Source organism: Micromonospora sp. NPDC047527, assembly GCF_040643015.1.
GTDB lineage: Bacteria > Actinomycetota > Actinomycetes > Mycobacteriales > Micromonosporaceae > Micromonospora.
In genome coordinates, this window is sequence record NZ_JBEYTK010000001.1 from 1,606,548 (window position 1) to 1,625,207 (window position 18,660).

Genomic DNA, 18,660 nt, shown 5'->3' on the forward strand with positions numbered 1-18,660 from the left:
CCCGGTCGGCCCGGCTACCGTGACCGTATGGCCAACCCGACCCGCTGGGCGACCGACACCGGCCCCGAGCACTCGCAGTGGTACATCGAGCGGTTCCGCAAACTCGCGGCCGAGGGCGCGGATCTGGCCGGCGAGGCCCGTCTGGTGGACACGCTTGTCGCGCCCGGATCGCGGATCCTCGACGCCGGCAGCGGCACCGGGCGCGTCGGCGCGGCCCTGGCCCAGCGGGGGCACACCGTGGTCGGTGTCGACGCCGACCCCGCGCTGGTCGACGCCGCCCGCGCCGACTACCCCGGCCCGCACTGGCTGGTCGCCGACCTGGCCGAGTTGGACCTGCCGGCGCTCGGCGAGGCGGAGCCGTTCGACGCGGCGGTCCTGGCGGGCAACGTGCTCGCCTTCGTGGCCGCCGGCACCGAGCCGGAGGTGCTGCGCCGCATCGCCGGGCACCTGCGCCCGGACGGTGTGCTGGCGGTGGGTTTCGGCACCGAGCGCGGTTACCCGCTGACCGCGTTCGACGCCGACGCGGTCGCCGCCGGGCTGCGCCTGGAGCACCGCTTCGCCACCTGGGACCTGCGCCCGTGGCGCGACGACGCGGACTTCGCGGTCAGCGTCCTGCGCCGCCCGGCCGGCTGACACCTGGGTTGGCCTGGGTCACGCCGGAGCGGCCACCGCCCGCGCGGCGGCCGGATCCAGGGTTGCGCCGGCCGGCACGAGGCTGACCAGGCCGGCGGGCAGCCGCACCGGTCGCAGGTCGCGGTAGCCGAGCATCGCCAACACCTCCCGGTCGGCCAGCACGTACCGCCGGCCCAGGTCGGTGACCACGGACACCGCGCCGCCGGACGCGCCGGGCGCCGCGGCGGCCTCGACGACCGCGCCGCGGCCCGGCTCCACCACCACGTGGTCGGCCAGCACGGCACCACCGGCCGGCGCGGTCCGCGGCACGGCGGCCAGGTCCGGCAGGTGTACGCCCCAGCGCACCTCGCTGGCCCCGCCGTCGTCGCCGACGCGGGCGCAGACCGCCGCGTCGGCGGCGGCGAGCCGGGGTGGTGCCGGCGGTGGGGCGGTCGGGCCGCTCGGCGCGAGGTCCGGCATGGTGGGCAGCGCGGCGAACCGGCCGAGCGTCATCGGCTCCGGCTCGCCCTGCCCGGTGCGGGCCAGCAGCAGCCCGGCCTGCAACTCGGTGATCCCGGCCAGCCCGTCGTCGAGCGCCACCGCGTGCTGCCGGCCGCCGCCGGAGTTGCGCACCAGGTAGACCTGACCGATCGTGGCGCCCGGCACTCCGGTGGACGGGCTGCCCGCACCGGGCAGCGCGAGCGGGGCCAGGTCGACGCCGGCGGGCAGCGAGTTGAGCAGGGCGGGCGCCACCGGCACGGCCCGAGCGCTGGTGGTCGCCAGCGCCGCCAGCACCCGGTTGGGATCGCGGACCAGGTAGCGGCGTTGATGCCACACCAGGTGCAGGCCACCGTCGGGGTGGCGCAGCAGCAACGCGTCGTCGCCCAGCGGCCGGCCGCCACCAGGCTCGGTGCCGATGAGCAGCGCGGAGCGGGGCTCATCGCCGCCCGCGCCCGCCGGGGTCGTCGAGCAGACCGTCCAGGGCGACGTCGCCAGCCGGCCCGGCGCGGGCAGCGAATCCGGTGCGTCGGCGATGCCCAGCGGCAACCCGCGCGGCACGCCGTCGATCGAACGGCGGGACACCAGCACGGTCTTGGACCGGTCCGCGCCGACGATCAGCAGTGCCGAGGCGTAGTTGAGCACCGGGTGCAGTCTCTGGTCGCGGTAGACGAACCGGGCACCGGACTCCTTCTCCACGATCACCGCGCCCGGATCGCGCCACCCCTTGCCACCGCCGGCGAACAGGCCGTAGAGCGCCGAACCACCCAGCCCGATCGCCGCGACCAGGACGCTGGCCAGGCCCGCGCCGGCGAGTCGCCGAAACGGCGACTGGGCCGGGTCGGTCTCCCGCATGACCAGGGCGGCGACGGCCCGCTGGACGCTGAACTGGTAGGAGTGCAGCTGGTCCTGCCGCGACGGCATCGGGTCCCTTCCGGTGGATTCGGCCGGCCACAGAATATGCGTTGCGTCGATGTCCCGTGGACCCTGCGTGGCCGGGGATCAACCGAGCGGTAGCATCCGGGGACGAATCCGGCGGCGGAAGGGCACCACCCGTGGGCGCGCGTTTCGAGGAGTTGGCCTGGCGGGAGACCCCGATCGGAGCGATCAGCCTGCGTCGACGCCGGGACCCGGCACTTCAGGTCGAGGTGTACGAGGTCAAGCTCGACGACGAGTACCTGATGTCCAGCCTGTTCCCCGTCGCGGAGATCGAGCTGGCCCGCCTGGGGCTGGCCGAACTGACGGGTGACGCGCTCGACGTGGTGGTCGGTGGGCTCGGCCTGGGCTACACCGCCCGCACCGCGCTGGACGACCCGAGGGTGCGGTCGCTGGTGGTGGTGGAGGCCATCGAGGACGTGATCGACTGGCACCAGCGCGGGCTGCTGCCGTTCGCGGCGGGGCTCGCCGAGGATCCACGGACCCGTTTCGTACGCGCCGACTTCTTCGCGGCGGTGGCCGGCGACGCCGGGTTCGACGCCGAGGCGCCCGGACGGCGGTTCGACGCCGTGCTGCTCGACGTCGACCACTCACCCCGCAACGTCCTGCACCCCAGCCACGCACCCTTCTACGAGCCGGATGGGCTGCGGCGACTCACCGCGCTGCTGCGCCCGGAGGGTGTCTTCGCGCTCTGGTCGGACGACCCGCCGGACGCCGAGTTCACCGCCGCGCTCGCCGAGGTGTTCGCGACCGCGCGGGCGCACGTCGTGCCGTTCGCCAACCCGCTGACCGGCGGCCAGTCCGCCAACACCGTCTACGTCGCCCGTACCGCGTCCTGAACCGGCTCCTCCGCCCGGTTGGGCATGGTGGCGGCGGGATCGGGAAGGTGACCGGCGGGTCGCCGCACGGGCGGGGCCGTCACGGGAGGTCGAGATGCGTGCCATGCTCTGGGTCGTCGGCGTGGTGGCCGGCGTGCTGATCCTGCTCGGGCTGCTCCTCGAAGCCGTCCGCTGGCTGATCATCATCGGGCTGATCGCGCTCGTCGTGGTGATCGTGCTGGGCGTGGTCAAGGGGCGGCAGGCGATGCAGCACCAGAGCCGGCGACGGTGAGACCGGCCAGACCCCCGTTCAGAACCAGTCCGCGCGCATGTCGAGCGTGGTCCGGTCGCGGCTGTTCAGCAGGTCGAACTGGGGGCCGGTGCGGGGCAGTTCGACAGTGAAGAAGTAGCGGGCCGCCTGCCGCTTGCCGGCGTGGAACGCGTCCCCGGACCCCTCCGGCGGCAGCGCCAGCCACTGCTCCAGCCACATCCACGCGATCACCACGTGCCCGACCGCCTCCAGGTAGGCGCTGGCGTTGGCCAGGGCCACCACCGGGTCACCGTCGGCCCAGAGTCGACGGGTGACCGCGACGATCCGGTCCACCGCGGCGGCCAGTCGGTCGGCCAACTCGGCGGCCTCCCCGCCGGCCTTGCGTCCCCGGGTGGCGGCGTCCCCCATCGTCTCGGTCAGCAGGAGCAGACCCGCGCCGTCGTGCATGGTCATCTTGCGTCCCAGCAGGTCCAGCGCCTGGATGCCGTGGGTGCCCTCGTGGATCGGGTTGAGCCGGTTGTCCCGGTAGTGCTGCTCCACGTCGTGATCGCGGGTGTAGCCGGCGCCGCCGAGCACCTGGATCGCCAGGTCGTTGGCGGCCAGGCACCACTGCGACGGCCAGCTCTTCGTGATCGGGGTGAGCACCTCCAGCAGCAGGTGCGCGCGTTCGCGGTCGACCTGTTCCGGGGCGGTCTTCTCCTCGTCGAGCAGCCGGGCGCAGTAGAGCACCAGGGCCAGCGCTCCCTCCACGTAGCTCTTCTGCGCCAGCAGCATCCGTCGTACGTCCGGGTGATCGATGATCGGCACCTGCGGCGCGGACGGGTCCTTCGCACCGACCGGCCGGCCCTGCGGTCGCTCCCGGGCGTACTCGAGGCTCTTGAGATACCCGGTGTAGCCCAGCGCGGTGGCGCCGGCGCCGACGCCGATCCGGGCCTCGTTCATCATGTGGAACATCTGGGCGAGCCCCTGGTGCGGCGTACCGACCAGGTGGCCCACGGCGCCGGCGCGACCGCCCGGGGCGTGCCCGCCGTCGCCGAAGCTGAGCAGGGTGTTGGTGGTCCCCCGGAAGCCCATCTTGTGGTTGAGCCCGACCAGCACCACGTCGTTGCGGTCGCCGAGCGACCCGTCCGGCCCGACGAGCACCTTCGGTACGACGAACAGCGAGATGCCCTTCACCCCGGGCGGTCCGCCGGGGATCCGCGCCAGCACCAGGTGGACGATGTTCTCGGCCAGCTCGTGATCACCGCCGGAGATCCACATCTTGGTGCCGAAGATCCGGTACGTGCCGTCCGGCTGCGGCTCGGCCCGGGTGGTGATGTCGGCCAGGGAACTGCCCGCGTGCGGCTCGGACAGGCACATGGTGCCGAAGAACCGACCCTCCAGCATCGGCCGGACATAGGTGTCGACCTGCTCCGCGCTGCCGTGTGCCAGCAACAGGTTCGCGTTGCCCAGGGTGAGCATCGGGTACGCCGAGGTGGCCACGTTGGCCGCCTGGAACCAGGCGAAGCAGGCGGCGGCGACGGCGTGCGGCAGTTGCAGACCGCCGACCGAGGCGTCCAGCCCGGCGCTGAGCAGACCGGTCTCGGCGAAGCTGTCCAGCGCCGCGCGGACCTGCGGGATCAGCCGTACCTGCTGCCCGTCGAACGTCGGCTCGGCGAGGTCGGCGGCTCGGTTGTGCGAGGCGAACTGCTCGGTGGCCACCCGCTCGGCGAGGTCCAGCGCGTCGTCGAACGTCTCCCGAGAATGCTCGGCGTAGCGAGGACGCTCGACGAGCTGCGACACCCGCAACCATTCGTGCAGCAGGAAGTCCAGGTCGCGGCGTGAGAGCAGGGTGGACACGGCACTCCTCGGTGGGCGGGGGCGGCGGGTGGGTGCGGCGGTCGGGGCAGTCGTCGGGCGTGTGCCGCTCCGGCCTCATCCTGTCGGATCGGTCGGACGGGCACCACACCGACGGGACCGGACTGACGCCCATCGACGGACGAGAATTGTCACACCGGGCGGCTAGGGTCGCTGGCCGTGACCGAACCCGGAGACGTCCCTCCCGAGGTCCTCGACCGGCTGCGGCCGATCTGCCGTGTGCTGCCGGAGAGCTACGAGGAGCCGGCCTGGGTGGGCACCCGTTGGCGGATCCGCAAACGGACCTTCGCCCACGTGCTCACCGTCGACCCGGCCCGCCAACCGGCCCACCCGCGCGCCGCCGAAATGGATCGGCCGGCCTGCCTGCTGATCTTCCGCTCGCCACCCGACGAGATCGCGGGCCTGGTGGCGAGCGGCCACCCGTTCTACAAGCCCGAGTGGGGCCCGACCGTGCTGGGCATGGTCGTGGACGACGACACGGCCTGGGACGAGGTGGCCGAGTTGCTCACCGAGAGCTACTGCCTCCTCGCGCCGAAACGGCTCGCGGCCCTGGTCGACCGCCCCGGTCCGCCACCCGCTTGAATCCAGGTCCCAGCCGCCCAGCGGCCAGCGGCCAGCGGCCAGCGGCCAGCGGCCAGCGGCCAGCGGCCAGCGGCCAGCGGCCAGCGGCCATGATCGACACGAGGTCGGCGATGTCGGGGTATCCGGGTGCCGTGGATACCCCGACATCGCCGATCCCGAGTGGATCATCCGCCTGACCTCGGCCGGGCCGCTCTGAACTGCGGCGAGCGCCCACCAACGACGGCCGTGACCCGCCGGGCTGCGGCCATCGGTCGCCGGACTGTCGCAGGTCGGCGTTAGGGTCCCGGGCATGGCTGATTTCGTGCTGGTAGCGGGGGCGTGGCTGGGGTCGTGGGCGTGGGACGAGGTGGTGCCGCCGCTGCGAGCGGCCGGCCACGAGACGCACCCGCTGACCCTGTCCGGTCTCGCCGAGAGGCGGGGTGTGCCCGCCGGGCAGCAGACCCACGTGCAGGACATTGTCGGCGAGATCGAGCGCCGCGACCTGCGTGACGTGGTGCTGGTCGGGCACAGCTACTCGGGCATCCCGGTGGGTCAGGCCGCCGAGCGGATCGGTGACCGGTTGACCCGGGTGGTCTTCGTCGACTCGGACGTGCCGGTCGACGGTGAGTCGTTCGTGTCCGGCTGGTGGCAGGGGCCCGCGGCACTGGAGTCGGTGCTCGCCGACAACGGCGGCTACTGGCCGCCGCTCGGCGCGGCCGACTTCGACGGTCAGGGGCTCACCGACGAGCAGGTCGCGCGGCTGGTCGAGGGTTCCACCCCGCACCCTGGTGCCACGCTGGCCGAGCCGGCCGTGCTGACCCGGCCGCTGAGCGAGCTGCCGGCGACGTACATCAAGTGTCTGCTCGACGGGCCCGAGCCCAACGCCACCGTGACCGGGCTGCTGACCAGCGACCACTGGCGGCTGGTCACGATGGACACCGGCCACTGGCCGATGTTCTCGCAACCCGCCGAGCTGGCCCAGCTGCTGCTGGAGCAGGCCGGCTGACCTGCGCGGTCGCGGCCGGCGGGCCAGCCGGCGCCCGCCCTCCCCCGAGCCAGGGCCAGGACGGTCAGCGGCCAGGGTCAGGGTCAGGACGGCCGGGGTCAGGGCCGATGCCGGTCAGGGCATCGGGTCGTCGATGGTCGTGATGTGGCGCACCGGCGACGCCAGCAGCCAGAGCACCGCGAGTGTCCCGCCCAGGCCGGCGACGACCAGTGTCGGCCGCAGCCCGATGGTGGTGCCCAGAGCGCCGCCGACCAGCGCGCCGAGCGGCCGGATGCCGTAGTTGACGGCGCTGTACGCACCGGCCCGACGGCCCCGCGCGTCGTCGGGCGTGACGGCGGTGAGGAGGGCGTTGAGGTTGACGTCCATCAGCATCACCCCGACGCTGGAGACCAGCTCGATGGCCGCCAGCAGGGTCACCTTCGCCCAGGTAGGGCCACTGATCAGCGCGGTCAGGGCCAGCGGCGCGGGAAAGAGCACCACGCCGATCATCGCGGTGCGGCCCAGTCCGATGGCGCGCGACACCCGGGGGGCGAGCGCCGCTCCGGCCAGTCCACCGAGCGCGCCGCCGCCGAGCGCGATGCCGATGGCGCCGGCCGACAGGCCGAGCTCACGGTTGGCGTAGAGCACCAGCAGCGCGGTGGCAATGAAGGTGAAGAAGTTGACGGTGCTGGTGCAGCCGAGCGCGGCGCGCAGCACGGGGTGGCGCAGCACCAGCACGAGCCCTTCGCGGACGAGGGCGAGGGTGGACGTTCGGCGCGGCGGCGGGGGCGCCTCGGTGACCGGGATGCGGCCGATCAGCAGGGCGGAGCCGAGAAAGGACACCGCGTCGACGACGACCGCGATCGGCGCGGTGAAAGCCTGGACGAGCCCTCCGCCGACGGCCGGTCCGGCGATGAACGACAGGGAGCGGCTCATGCTCATCTTGCTTGTCGCGTCCACGTACGCCGATCTCGGCACCAGCGCCACGAAGAAGGCCTGGCGCGCCATCGCGAACAACACCGCCCCGGCGCCGGTGAGCAGTGCCACAAGGTAGAGGTGGGTGAGGGTCACCGCGTCGAAGAGGTACGCCACCGGCAGGCTGAGCAGCACCGCCGCGCGGATCAGGTCGGCGATGATCAGCAGCCGTCGCTTGTGGGTGCGCTGGTCCACCCACGCGCCCAGGAACAGGCCCAGCAGGTTGGGCAGCCAGATCAACGCGGTGAGGACGCTGACCTGCGCGGGGGTGACCACGAGGAGGGAGACGGCGATCAGCGGCAGCGCCAACTCGCTGATCCGGTCGCCGAACTGGGAGACCGTCTCGCCGATCCAGAAGGTGCGGAACCGCCGGTCGCGGTGCAGAGCCGGCGCGGCCTCGACGGTGGTCATGACGCGGCGGGGCCGTCGCCGGGCTCGGACGACAACGCGCCGGGCTCGGACGATAGCGCGCCGGGCTCGGACGATAGCGCGCCGGGCTCGGGCAGCAGGTAGCGCAGCATCCGGACGACCTGCGCGCCGGCGGGTTGCGTGTCGTCGTCCTTGCGACGTACGTACGGGGCGAGCAGTTCCTCGATCGTCTGTTCCAACTGCCGCAGCTCGTCGGCGGTGGCCACGAACCGGGTGTCGGCGAGGCCGGCCAGCCCGCGCCATTCGTCGTCGAGCCGGGGCTCGTCGTGCAGCAGCCACTGTTGCGGCGCCTCGGCGGCGCGCGCGAACGTCTCGCCGCGCAGTTGCCGGGCGGCGGCCTGACCCTCGGCGTCATCGGGCAGCTCGAAGCGGAAGCCCCGGGCGGCGGCCTGCCACCAGCGTTCCCGCTTGCTGGTGGCACCGGTGGCACTGTGCGCGTCGGTGACCAGGCCGAACGTCGCGAGGTGGCGCAGGTGCCAGCTGACCACCGACGGTGTGGCGCCGACGTGCGGCGACAGCCCGGTGGCGGTTGCCGGGCCGTGCAGCTGGAGCCGGTCGAGGATGGCCAGCCGGACGGGGTGCGCCAGCGCCCGGAGCGCCTGCGGCTCCGTGATCTCGAAATCCCCGTACGGGTTCTTGAGAGACATGTTTCGAAAGTAGTCTCTCAGATCCTCCGGGCGCAAGCCGTTGTCAGCTCACCCTCAGCCGCGCCAGCGGCTCGACCAGCTCACGCTCCTCGTAGCTGAGGTGCGACAGCAGGGCGTCGGTCAGCAGGTTCACCGCGGCGCGCAGCTCCACCAACCCGTCCGGCGCCCCGACGTACGCGACGAGCGCCTTGTCGACGCCCTCCAGCACCTCGTGGATGACGTGGTGCTCCTGCTCCAGCCGATCGACGACCGGCCGCAGGCGGGGGTCGGCCTGCCGCAGCCGCGGAAAGAGGGCCTGGTCCTCGATGGTGTGGTGGGTGGTGACGATGCGGCAGTAGGACTCGCAGTAGGCGCCGAGGGTCCAGCGGTTCTGCCGCATGGTCATCATGTTGATCTGGGAGCGGGCCGCGCCGGCGTCGATCTCGCCCGCCGCGACCTGCTCGATCAGGTCGTGGATCTGGGCCAGTTCGCCGCGCAGGCCGTCGTGGACCTGCACGAGATGCTGGCCGTTGGCCTGCTCGTGCGCGGTGTAGGTGCGCGTCGGGTCGGGCGTGGGGCCGGTCGGGCGGGCCGACTCGTCCCAGACCTGCCGATCACTGAGCCGCCGACCGTCGTCGGGCGTCGGCACCACCGCGAAGGCACCGCTTGTCACCCTCGCGCGGGCCGGCCGCGCCGACGGCGCGGCGACCGCCAGAGGTTCGGTGACCGGGGTACGCGCCGACGAGGCGTCGCGTTCGGCGGCGACCAGTTCGCGCACGGCGGGCGCCACCTCACCGGCGAAGCGGCGCAGGTCGTCAGGGTCGTCGCTGGCGAGGATGAACGCGCTGATGCCGTCGTTGAGCGCGAGCTCGGCCAGCTCCCGCACCCACTGCTCGGCCGGACCGTGCAGGGGGCCACGCTCGGCGGTCGCGAACTGACCGGAGATGTTGAGCAGCCGGCGGACGTCCCGGGGCGACCGGTCGGCCCGCCGTGCGGCGTCGTCGATCAACTCGTTGCCCTTGGCCAGGTCACCGGGCTGGAGGTAGGCCAGCGAGGGCAGCCAACCGTCGGCCCGGCGACCGGTCAGCTCCAGCATCCGCGGCTTGTACGCGCCGAGCCAGATCGGCACCGCGTGGGCGGGGGCCGGGCCGCGTTTGGCGCCGAGCACGCGGTGGAACTCGCCGTCGACGCGTACGCCGCCGCGCGCCTCGGAGTCCCAGAGCTGGCGGATGACGTCGATGGCCTCCTCCAGCGCCCGCACTCCCTGCCCGGGGGTCAGTCGTCGACCGCCCATCGCCTCGATGGCCTCCCAGAACGCGCCCGCGCCGAGGCCGAGCTCGATCCGGCCGCCGCTGAGCAGGTCCAGGCTGGCGACGCTGCGGGCGAGCACGGTGGGCGGGCGCAGCGGCAGGTTCGTGACGTTCGCCGACAGGTGCACCCGGCTGGTCCGCGCGGCGACATAGCTCAGCAGCGTCCAGGTGTCGAGGAATCTCGGCTGGTACGGGTGATCCTGGAAGGTGACCAGGTCAAGCCCGACCTGCTCGGCCAGGACGGCGAGGCCAACGGTGCGCTCCGGGTCGTCGCTGCCTGGCGTGGTGAACGATCCGAAGATCAGGTCGTGACCGTAGTCGCCCATGGGTGAGCCTCCCGTTTCCCCGACGCCCTGGAACGGTGCGTCATGACATCAACCTTATGCCAGACAGAACATCTGTCGCCAACAAGGTATGCCGAGCCGCGCTATTGTCGGGGCATGACGGGAGCCACTGACGTACGGGACAGGCCCGATCCGCTCGACGACGACCTGGGCTGGATGCTCGGCGTCGTCTTCCGTGGCTACGTCCGGGCCGCCGAGCACACGCTCGCCGACTTTCCCGGTGGCCCGCGCGGCTACCAGGTGCTCACCGCCGCGGTCAACGGGCCGGCCCGCAACCAGGGCGCGATCGCCGAGGAGCTCGGCATCGACCGCACCGTGCTGACGTACCTGATCGACGACCTGGAACGCCCCGCCTACGTCGCGCGCCGGGCGGACCCGGCGGACCGGCGCAACCGGCTGGTGGATGTCACCGACGCCGGCCGGGCGGCCTGGGAGCAACGGCGGCGGGCGCTGCGCGGGGTCGAGTCCCATCTGTTGGGGGCCCTCGCTCCCGAGGAGTCGGCGAGTCTGCGGGTCCTGCTCCAGCGGGTCGCCTGCTCGACCCAGGCCGTCGACCCGCTGCGGGACCTGTGTGAGGTGGTGACGCAGGTCCGGCCCGAGTCGGACGAGCCGCCCCGCGACAGCCGCTCCAAGACCGCCTGAGCGACCAGCCGGACAACGAACGCGGGCCCGCCGGCACCCCCGACCGTCGTGCGTCGTGAGGTGCCGGCGGGCCCGAAGTGCCGCTCCGACGCAGGTCAGCGCACGCGCACGAACACCGGGTTCGAGTAGAACCAGAGGTCCTGCCACGGGCTCTCCAGCCCGTCCGCGAGCGGCTCGGCCTCGTCGGTGCTGGTGCCGCGGACCCGCGCGTAGGTGTCGGCCTCGACGTTGCGCAGGGTGTGCCGGATGACGTAGTCCTCGCCCTGGCGGCGCCAGTCGCGCGGGCCGAACCGGGCCACGACCTTCGTGGTGGGGTTGGTGTCGGCGTCCAGGCTGGCGCTCGGGCCGGTGATCTGCCCGACGATCAGGTCGACCCGGCGGACCTCGGGCCGGTCACCGTTGGCGTTCACGCCGTCCAGCGGGCGGAACCTGATCTCGATCTCGACGTCGGTGCGGTTGCGGCGGCTGACCGTGATGGTCTCGCCCACCCCGGCGGTCTGGCCCTGGGACGTGGCCGTGACGTCGAGGCTGCGGATCAGGTCGCCGGTGGTGACCCAGATCCGGCCGTTGCGCAGACCGTCCATGATGTCGCCGTAGTCCTGGCGTGCGTGCACGTAGGTCTTGCTGTACTCGCCCGGCCAGAAGTCGGAGCCGCCGCGCGTCCAGTGCACGTGCGAGTCCGAGGTCGCGGTGATCCACCAGCGCCGGCCCTCACCGAGCAGCGAGTCCCAGAGCCCACCGACCCGCGCGGTCATCTGGTCGAAGCCGCCGTAGGTGGGGTGGTTGCCGTACCCGCCCCGCGCCCCGCCGTTGAGCGGGCCGGCCTGGTGGCCGGGCGCACCCTCGAACCCGATGTAGACGTCCGGCGCGGCGTTGTTGCCGTTGCGGAACTCGCGCGGGGTGTCCTGGCCGTACACGCCGAGCCCGGGAGCCGAGCGGGACGCGTGGTGGGCGATCACCAGCGGCTTGTGCGGCATGCCCCGGGCGACCTTCAGGAACTCCACCATCTTCGCCTCGGTGTCGCGGGCCGGGTCGGTGGGGAACGCGTCGTACTTGGCGAACCGGCTCTCCAGCTCGAAGAGCTGCTTCGCCTCGTCGTCGTGGCGCGGGATCATCAGCGTGTGGTGGTCCAGCGAGGGCGCGTCGAACTCCATGCCCCAGAACTGGAGCACCTCGGGGACCAGCTTGCGCGAGCGCAGCAGGTCGGGGTACGCCTGCTCGATGTTCACCTTGGAGTGCGTCGGTCCACCGTGGTCGGTGCACATCGCCCAGGTCAGACCGAAGTTCTTGGCCATGATGGCGTTGGTGACGATCGGGTAGACCGCGTCCGCGCCCTTGTGGAACACCACAGGGGATTTCGTGGTGTCGAACTCGCCGCTGTACTCGGAGTGAACGTGGTGGTCACCAGCGCGCCACGCCCGGTTCTTCGTGTTGCCCCGGTCGGGCTTGTCGTTGCCGGGCCGACGCTCCTCGCCGGCCCAGGCCGCACCGCCGCCCACCAGCGGGCTGGCCGCGGCCAGCGTCGCGCCGACGCCCGCGTACTTGACCAGCTTGCGCCGAGACAGCTGCGCGCGCTCGACCTCTTCGGGTTGCTTGTCCCTCACGTGAGAGCCTCTCCTCGATCAAGCGAATGCTCTTTCGATCAAGGAGCCTTGGAGAGCATCGTGAACTCCCCTCGTACGGGGAGCGGGCGCACGATGAACACCCTCGCCGTACCCGTTGAAAGGCTCGGCCAGGGCGGCGGTCGGTCACGCGGCGACCGCGTTGGGTGCCGGCAGGCCAGCGGGTAGCCGACGCGGCCGATGCTTTCCCGGGCGCGTGTCGTCGTCAGATCCGGGCGCGGGGCAGCCAGCCCAGGAATCGGAGCTGGGCACGGGGCAGGGGCAGGGTCGGCAGGTCCTGGGCGGCGGCGACGAGGCAGGAGCCGAGGTAGACGGCGAGGGCGGCGCGCGCTCCCCCGAACTCGGCGAGCAGTTGGCTCTCCTTCGTGGCGCAGGGCCACTCCCGACCGCATCCGGTGCAGGTCCAACTCGGCGGGCTGGGCAGGTGCTCGGGCAGTTTCGGCCGCCGGTACCGGCCCACGACGCTGTTGTCCGCGCGTACGTCCCGTCGCCGCGTCTCCGGGCCGGCGTTGTGGCGCGCGGGCGTGCGGGGTGCGGGCAGGTAGCGCCGGACGGTGCCGAGGAGCACCCCGACGCGGATCAGGGCATCCGGCCCGACGTGGTGCGCCAGCAACGCCGTGAGCAGGTAGTGCCCCAACAGGTCGAGAGAGTCACGGTTCAGACGCAGGTCGCGGCACAGGTCGACGAACCCGGGTGTGGCCAGCGGGACGCGGTCGTCGAGCGCACGGCGCAGCACCTCGCGCAGCGCTTCCCCGAGGCTCTCCAGCGCGTCACCCTCACCCAGTCCGAGGCTGTCCTCGTCCGCCACCCGTGCCAGCGCCTCGGCAACCGCCAGTCGAACGACGCGGTCAGGATGGATGCTGTCCAACGTTCACCTCCGCCTGTTGGCCGGACCTCCGGCAGCGACCCGGACGTCCTCGGACATCCGGGGAGATCATGAACAGGGTTTCGTCGCCGCTACCGAGACCGCTAGGACAGCAGGCGCAGGATCGTGCCGCGCGGTAGCCGGAAAGCGAAGTCGACTCACTGAATCGCGGAAATCCAGCGGCACGCCGCTCGCCTGCCGTAGGGTGGGAATCCCATCAGTGGCAGTCCACATTGGTGGGAATGCCTGAGGCCCTACGGTCAGTCCCCTGGCCGCGCCCCCGCCGCAGCGCCGGGCGGGACCTGGTGCCACCGCCGTACCGCCGGGTCAGCAACGGGCCGCGAACACCGACCCCTCGCGCCCAGACACGTCCCGACCATGCCGCCGGCTCTGGTCCACCATCCGGCGACACTTCCCCGGACGGAGACAGCGGATGACCTCGACCGCGCATTTCCAACGATTCGACAGCCGCGACCCAGCGGCCATCCACCGCTTCCTGGCCACCACGTACGACACCGACCTGCGCATCCGTGCCGGCGACACCGGGTACCACCTCGTCCACCAGCGGGTCGACGCCGGGCCGTTCGCCGTCGGCGCCACGAGTCAGACGGGGCAGCTCGACATCGTGGTGGGCGGCATGGACGCCCTGGTCGTCTGCCGCGCCCGCACCGCCCTGGTCGACCGCACCTGCGACGGGTCCGCCCACCGGTTCGGCCCGGGTGACGTCTTCCTCGCCACCCGACCCAACCGACCGTTCAGCCTGCGCTGGCAGCCTGGGGCGGTGGGACTCTGTGTCCTGGACCACGCGGTCCTGGCACAGGTGGCGGCCGCGGCGCCGGCCCGGCGACCCGGCCAGATCCGGTTCACCGACCTCGGCGCCGCCACCGCGCTTCGCGCCCGGCAGTGGCGAAAGACCACCAGCTACATCAGCGATGTCGTGCTGAGCAATCCGGACGCCAGCGCCCAACCACTGGTGATCGGCAACGCCGCGCGGATGCTCGCCGCGGCGGCACTCGCGGTCTTTCCCAACACCGCGTTCACCGACGAGACCATCGAGGATCGCCGCGACGCCAGCACGGCCACCGTGCGCCGCGCCATCGCCTTCATGGAGGACAACGCCGACCGGGACATCAGCGCGACCGACATCGCCAACGCCGCCGCCGCCTCCCTGCGGGCGGTGCAACTGGCCTTCCGCCGCCATCTCGGGACCACCCCGATGGCGTACCTGCGCCGCATCCGCCTCGATCGGGCCCACCGCGACCTGGTGCGGGCCGATCCGAGCCGCGACACCGTGTCGGCGATCGCCAGCCGCTGGGGGTTCGCCAGCCACAGCAGGTTCACGGCCCGGTACCACGCCAGCTACGGCGTACCGCCGCGCGAGACGCTGAACGCCTGAACCGGCCGCGCCGCCCGGGTCGTCACGGCACGTCGGTGCCGCAGGTCGCGGCGCTCGGCCCCACCAGCCCGAACGCGCGAGGGCTAGCCCCGGGCGCGCTCGTGAGCGTCACGTGCGGACTGCAACTCGGGCACCGCGCTCTCCAGGAGGTCGGCGAGACCCCGTAGCCGCTCGGCGACGCGGGCGCCGAGCGGGGTGAGCGAATATTCGACACGCGGCGGAATCGTGGTGAGGACCTCGCGGGTCAGCATGCCGTCGCGTTCGAGAGCCTGCAGGGTCTGGGAGAGCATCCGCTCGCTGACCCCGTCGACACGGCGGCGCAGCGCGTTGAACCGGTACCGGCCCTCGCCCAGCGCCAGCAGGACCAGCGACGCCCACTTCGAGGTGACGTCCTCGAAGACGGCGCGGGAGGTGCAGCCGCGCGCGAAGACATCGCTGACGAGTTCCTGGGTAGGCCCTGCGGGGTCCGGGGACGGCCGGTCGGTCACGGCACCAGCCTACCTCGTGCTTACTCCTGGCCTGGTGCTATAGATTAGTAAGTGCTTTCGGATCGTCACCGCCCCATGGAGGTTGCCGTGCCCACCTATGCCGTCACCGGTGCCACCGGCCGACTGGGCCGTCTGGTGATCGAGCGTCTGCTCGACACCGGCGTGCCCGCTGCCGAGATCGCCGCCGTCGTCCGCACTCCGGAGAAGGCCGCCGACCTGGCCGCGCGGGGTGTGGAGATCCGCCAGGCCAACTACGACGATCCGGCCACGCTGCCCGGCGCCGTGGCCGGTGTACGCCGGCTGCTGCTGATCTCCGGCGACACTCCCGGTCAGCGCGTCGCCCAGCACACGGCGGTCATCGACGCGGCCAAGCTCGCCGGCGTCGGGCGCCTGATCTACACCAGCATCCTCAAGGCCGACACCACGACGAACCCGCTGGCGCCCGAGCACCGGGCCACCGAGGAGGTGCTCGCCGCCTCGGGCCTGTCCCACACCGTGCTGCGCAACAGCTGGTACACGGAGAACTACACCGACCAACTGCCGCAGTACCTGCAGACCGGCACGATCCTCGGCGCCACCGGCGGCAGCAAGGTCTCGGCCGCGACCCGCGCCGACTACGCGGCCGCAGCGGCGGCGGCGCTCACCCGCGACGAGCACGGCGACACCGTCTACGAGTTGGGCGGCACCGCGTTCACCTTCGACGAACTGGCCGCGGCCGTCAGCGAGGTCACCGGCACCACGGTCGTCCACCGGGACCTCTCCCCCGCCGAACTGGCCTCGACGCTGGAGACCGTCGGCCTCGACGCCGGCACCGCCGGGTTCGTCGCCGCCCTCGACCACTCGATCGCCATCGGCGAACTGGCGACCGACAGCGACGACCTCAGCCGACTGATCGGCCGCCCGAGCACCCCGCTGCGCGACGCCATCCGGGCCGCGCACGCGTAACCGGCGACCGCCGGTCACGTCGGCGAGCACCGACGGGCGGCGGTTTGATCGTGCCGCCGACGCGCCTTCCGGAAATCCGGGCTGGCGCTTACGCCCGCAGCGGTCGGAAGAAGTCTCGCAGGTCGGCGGCGAGCAGGTCGGGCTCCTCCAGGGGCAGGAAGTGGCCTCCCCGGGTCGGGCCGCGCCACTGGCGCAGGTCACGGTAAACGCGCTCGGCGTACTCGCGGGGGTAGTCCCGGTCCTCCGGGGTGAGCCGGACTCCTGCTGGCACGTCGACAGCCCCGAGAGTCGGAGTCCGGGAGTCGTCGTAGTAGGGCCTGAAGGACGAGCCGATCGTCCCGGTCGCCCAGTAAAGAGTGGCGACGGTGAGGAGGAGGTCTTTGCTGAAACGGGATTCGAGGTCTCCGTGGCAGTCGCTCAAGGCCCGGTACTTCTCCACGATCCAGGCGACCAGGCCGGCGGGAGAGTCGAGCAGGGCCGCGGCGAGGGTGTCCGGTCGGGTGCTCTGGATGGCGGCGTAGCCGTCGTCGCTGCCATCGTGCTCGTTCGATCGCGCTTTCAGGTAGGCATCCTCGGCTACGGACAAGGGGTGGGCGTCGTCGAGAACCGGGTGCAGGTTCGGATGGTGGGTGTGGATCCCGACCACCTGTTGCCGGTGCCGGGCGCCGAGAAAGCCGGTGACGTGAGAGCCGATGTCACCGCCGTACGCGCCGAACGTGGAGTAGCCCAGGACATCCGTCATCAGCCGTGCCCATAGGTCAGCAACCACCGGAGGGGTCACCAGGCCGTGAGTCGGCAGGTCCGAGAACACGAAGCCGGGTAGGGACGGAACGACGACGTCGAAGGCGTCGGCCTGCTCACCGCCGTAGGCAGCGGGATCGGCCAGCCGCGCCGCGAGCGGCAACATCTCCACGAAGCTGCTGGGCCAGCCGTGGGTGAGCACCAGCGGCAGCGGGGAGCGGGTGTCGCCGGAGGCCGCGGCGCGCAGGTGCACGAAGTGCACGCTCCGGTCGTCCAGGGTGGCAATGTAGTGCGGCACCGCGTTGAGTTCGCGTTCCCTGGCACGCCAGTCGAAGTCGCCGCGCCAGTACGTCACCAACTCGCGGAGGTAGTCCGGATCCGTGCCTGCACGCCACCCGCTCGCGGTGGGGCGGGGGAAACGAGTGCGCGCCAACCGCTCGGCCAGGTCGGCGAGCAGGTCGTCGGGGACGTCGATGGTGAATGGCACCGCTTGTGGCAGGGACGACATGAGGGCCTCCGTGACCTGGGACGGATGAGATCCACATTCCCCAGGTCAGCTCGCCAGATCGGCTCGCCCGATGGCTGCAAGGGAAGCGACTCGCATGTTACCGGCCACGGCACTGCCTGAGAAGTGCTCACCACGAGGGGGTTGATCTTGGCCTAGTCTGGTGGACATGCCCGGACGCCCCTCGCACCGCCGTCATGACGGCCACGGGTGTGCCCGCCCAACGGCCTCCGAACACGCCACCCGGTCGGCCGGCTGGTGAGTGGAGCACCCGCGCCCGCGCAGCGGGGCACGCCGGCCTCGTCCCCGCACCACCGGCCCCGATGGGCTGACCGCTGCGACCGGCTCGCCCGGTCGCGCCCCTTCGAGATCGTCATCGTCATCGTCATCCTCGCCAACGGGATCGTCCTCGGCCTGGAGACGTACGACGAACTGACCTCGGCGAGCACCCTGCTGCACTCGCTGGAGCTGGCCTTCCGCGCGTTCTTCGTCGTCGAGATCGGCATTCGGGTGGCCGCCTACGGCCGCCGACCACAGGACTTCTTCCGGCACGGCTGGAACATCTTCGACTTCGTGGTGATCGCGGCGATCTTCATTCCGGGCCTGCACGGCGACTCCGCACTGCTGCGTGTGGTGCGGGTCGCCCGAATGCTGCGGCTGGTGCGGTTCTCGCCGGGCCTTCGTACCATCGTCTCCGCCCTGTGGCGCAGCCTTCCGGGCGTCGCAGGGTTCCTCGCCCTGGCCGTGGTGACGCTCTACGTGTACGGCATGGCCGGCTGGCTGATCTTCGGCAGCACCTACCCCGACGCGTACGGCGACATCGGCCGGTCGCTGCTCACGCTGTTCGTGCTGCTGTCGCTGGAGACCCTGCCGGACCTGATCTCGCAGGGCATGGCCCTCTCGCCGTGGACGCTTGTCTACTACGTCAGCTATGTGCTCATCACCGTCAACCTGCTGCTCAACATCCTCATCGCGGTCATCGTCAACTCGATGGAGGAGGCGCGCCGGTTGGAGATGACCGAGCGGCTGGCCCCCGACTACGACGAGGACGGCGACGGCGTACCGGACGAGGTCGACCGCATCGCGCTCACCCAGCGGCTGGACGACCTGCGGGCGGTCATCGCCGAGTTGGAGCGGGAGTTGCGCATCGACCGAGAGGACGGGCCCGTCCGCCCGCACCGCGACGGCAGCCACACCAGACGGTGATCCGACACTCTCGCGCAGTAGCCGTCAG

At 72.1% G+C, this 18,660-nt stretch carries 18 protein-coding genes; 9 read left to right on the forward strand and 9 right to left on the reverse strand.

Annotated features, from left to right (window positions below; all coding sequences use genetic code 11):
* The first annotated feature begins 27 nt into the window (after nt 1-27).
* On the forward strand, nt 28-633 hold the full coding sequence (locus ABZ808_RS07185; RefSeq protein ID WP_357002065.1) for a class I SAM-dependent methyltransferase: 606 nt from the start codon (nt 28-30) through the stop codon (nt 631-633).
* 18 nt (nt 634-651) lie between these two features.
* Here the strand turns inward: ABZ808_RS07185 and eccB are convergent, their stop codons facing one another.
* On the reverse strand, nt 652-2,034 hold the full coding sequence (gene eccB, locus ABZ808_RS07190; RefSeq protein WP_357002068.1) for a type VII secretion protein EccB: 1,383 nt from the start codon (nt 2,032-2,034) through the stop codon (nt 652-654).
* A gap of 131 nt (nt 2,035-2,165) precedes the next feature.
* Between eccB and ABZ808_RS07195 the strand changes: the two genes are divergently transcribed.
* Together ABZ808_RS07195 and ABZ808_RS07200 are read left to right on the forward strand one after the other, a co-directional pair.
* Complete coding sequence (locus tag ABZ808_RS07195) at nt 2,166-2,885, forward strand: spermidine synthase (protein WP_357002069.1); 720 nt, start codon at nt 2,166-2,168, stop codon at nt 2,883-2,885.
* Nucleotides 2,886-2,979: 94 nt separating this feature from the next.
* A complete protein-coding gene (locus ABZ808_RS07200) occupies nt 2,980-3,156 on the forward strand; it encodes a hypothetical protein (protein WP_357002071.1) in 177 nt (58 codons plus the stop codon).
* 18 nt (nt 3,157-3,174) lie between these two features.
* Here the strand turns inward: ABZ808_RS07200 and ABZ808_RS07205 are convergent, their stop codons facing one another.
* Nucleotides 3,175-4,974, reverse strand: a complete 1,800-nt coding sequence (locus ABZ808_RS07205) for an acyl-CoA dehydrogenase (RefSeq protein ID WP_357002073.1) — start codon at nt 4,972-4,974, stop codon at nt 3,175-3,177.
* A gap of 177 nt (nt 4,975-5,151) precedes the next feature.
* Here ABZ808_RS07205 and ABZ808_RS07210 point away from each other — a divergent pair, with 177 nt between their 5' ends.
* Together ABZ808_RS07210 and ABZ808_RS07215 are read left to right on the forward strand one after the other, a co-directional pair.
* Nucleotides 5,152-5,574: an MmcQ/YjbR family DNA-binding protein gene (locus tag ABZ808_RS07210; RefSeq protein ID WP_357002076.1), complete on the forward strand. Its 423-nt coding sequence runs from the start codon at nt 5,152-5,154 to the stop codon at nt 5,572-5,574.
* 289 nt (nt 5,575-5,863) lie between these two features.
* Nucleotides 5,864-6,559: an alpha/beta hydrolase gene (locus tag ABZ808_RS07215; protein ID WP_357002078.1), complete on the forward strand. Its 696-nt coding sequence runs from the start codon at nt 5,864-5,866 to the stop codon at nt 6,557-6,559.
* A 114-nt stretch (nt 6,560-6,673) separates the two neighbouring features.
* Here the strand turns inward: ABZ808_RS07215 and ABZ808_RS07220 are convergent, their stop codons facing one another.
* Genes ABZ808_RS07220 through ABZ808_RS07230 form a run of 3 tightly spaced genes read right to left on the reverse strand, consistent with a single transcriptional unit; the run spans nt 6,674 to nt 10,204 of the window.
* The gene (locus ABZ808_RS07220; protein WP_357002081.1) at nt 6,674-7,924 is read right to left on the reverse strand and encodes an MFS transporter; all 1,251 of its coding nucleotides are present in this window, start codon (nt 7,922-7,924) and stop codon (nt 6,674-6,676) included.
* Nucleotides 7,921-8,589, reverse strand: coding sequence for a helix-turn-helix domain-containing protein (locus ABZ808_RS07225; RefSeq protein ID WP_357002083.1), 669 nt, complete (start codon nt 8,587-8,589; stop codon nt 7,921-7,923). Before ABZ808_RS07225 ends, ABZ808_RS07220 begins: the two co-directional genes overlap by 4 nt.
* 43 nt (nt 8,590-8,632) lie before the next feature.
* Nucleotides 8,633-10,204, reverse strand: a complete 1,572-nt coding sequence (locus ABZ808_RS07230) for an LLM class flavin-dependent oxidoreductase (protein WP_357002085.1) — start codon at nt 10,202-10,204, stop codon at nt 8,633-8,635.
* Between the two features lie 114 nt (nt 10,205-10,318).
* Between ABZ808_RS07230 and ABZ808_RS07235 the strand changes: the two genes are divergently transcribed.
* Nucleotides 10,319-10,864 carry a MarR family winged helix-turn-helix transcriptional regulator gene (locus ABZ808_RS07235; RefSeq protein WP_357002087.1) on the forward strand — a complete coding sequence of 182 codons (546 nt, stop codon included), beginning with the start codon at nt 10,319-10,321 and terminating at the stop codon, nt 10,862-10,864.
* A gap of 95 nt (nt 10,865-10,959) precedes the next feature.
* On the opposite strand, the gene ABZ808_RS07240 is transcribed toward ABZ808_RS07235, so the two are convergent.
* Entirely contained in the window at nt 10,960-12,468 is a 1,509-nt protein-coding gene (locus ABZ808_RS07240; protein ID WP_357002089.1) for a phosphoesterase, read from the reverse strand.
* Nucleotides 12,469-12,691: 223 nt separating this feature from the next.
* A complete protein-coding gene (locus ABZ808_RS07245) occupies nt 12,692-13,354 on the reverse strand; it encodes a hypothetical protein (protein WP_357002091.1) in 663 nt (220 codons plus the stop codon).
* 430 nt (nt 13,355-13,784) lie between these two features.
* Between ABZ808_RS07245 and ABZ808_RS07250 the strand changes: the two genes are divergently transcribed.
* Nucleotides 13,785-14,747 (forward strand): helix-turn-helix transcriptional regulator, encoded by a 963-nt coding sequence (locus ABZ808_RS07250; protein ID WP_357002093.1) that lies wholly within the window; start codon nt 13,785-13,787, stop codon nt 14,745-14,747.
* 83 nt (nt 14,748-14,830) lie between these two features.
* On the opposite strand, the gene ABZ808_RS07255 is transcribed toward ABZ808_RS07250, so the two are convergent.
* Nucleotides 14,831-15,235, reverse strand: coding sequence for a helix-turn-helix domain-containing protein (locus ABZ808_RS07255; protein ID WP_357002095.1), 405 nt, complete (start codon nt 15,233-15,235; stop codon nt 14,831-14,833).
* 87 nt (nt 15,236-15,322) lie between these two features.
* Between ABZ808_RS07255 and ABZ808_RS07260 the strand changes: the two genes are divergently transcribed.
* Nucleotides 15,323-16,180, forward strand: a complete 858-nt coding sequence (locus ABZ808_RS07260; protein WP_357002098.1) for an SDR family oxidoreductase — start codon at nt 15,323-15,325, stop codon at nt 16,178-16,180.
* A gap of 88 nt (nt 16,181-16,268) precedes the next feature.
* On the opposite strand, the gene ABZ808_RS07265 is transcribed toward ABZ808_RS07260, so the two are convergent.
* Entirely contained in the window at nt 16,269-17,429 is a 1,161-nt protein-coding gene (locus ABZ808_RS07265) for an epoxide hydrolase family protein (RefSeq protein WP_357002102.1), read from the reverse strand.
* 255 nt (nt 17,430-17,684) lie between these two features.
* Between ABZ808_RS07265 and ABZ808_RS07270 the strand changes: the two genes are divergently transcribed.
* The gene (locus tag ABZ808_RS07270) at nt 17,685-18,632 is read left to right on the forward strand and encodes an ion transporter (RefSeq protein ID WP_357002104.1); all 948 of its coding nucleotides are present in this window, start codon (nt 17,685-17,687) and stop codon (nt 18,630-18,632) included.
* Nucleotides 18,633-18,660: the final 28 nt, after the last annotated feature.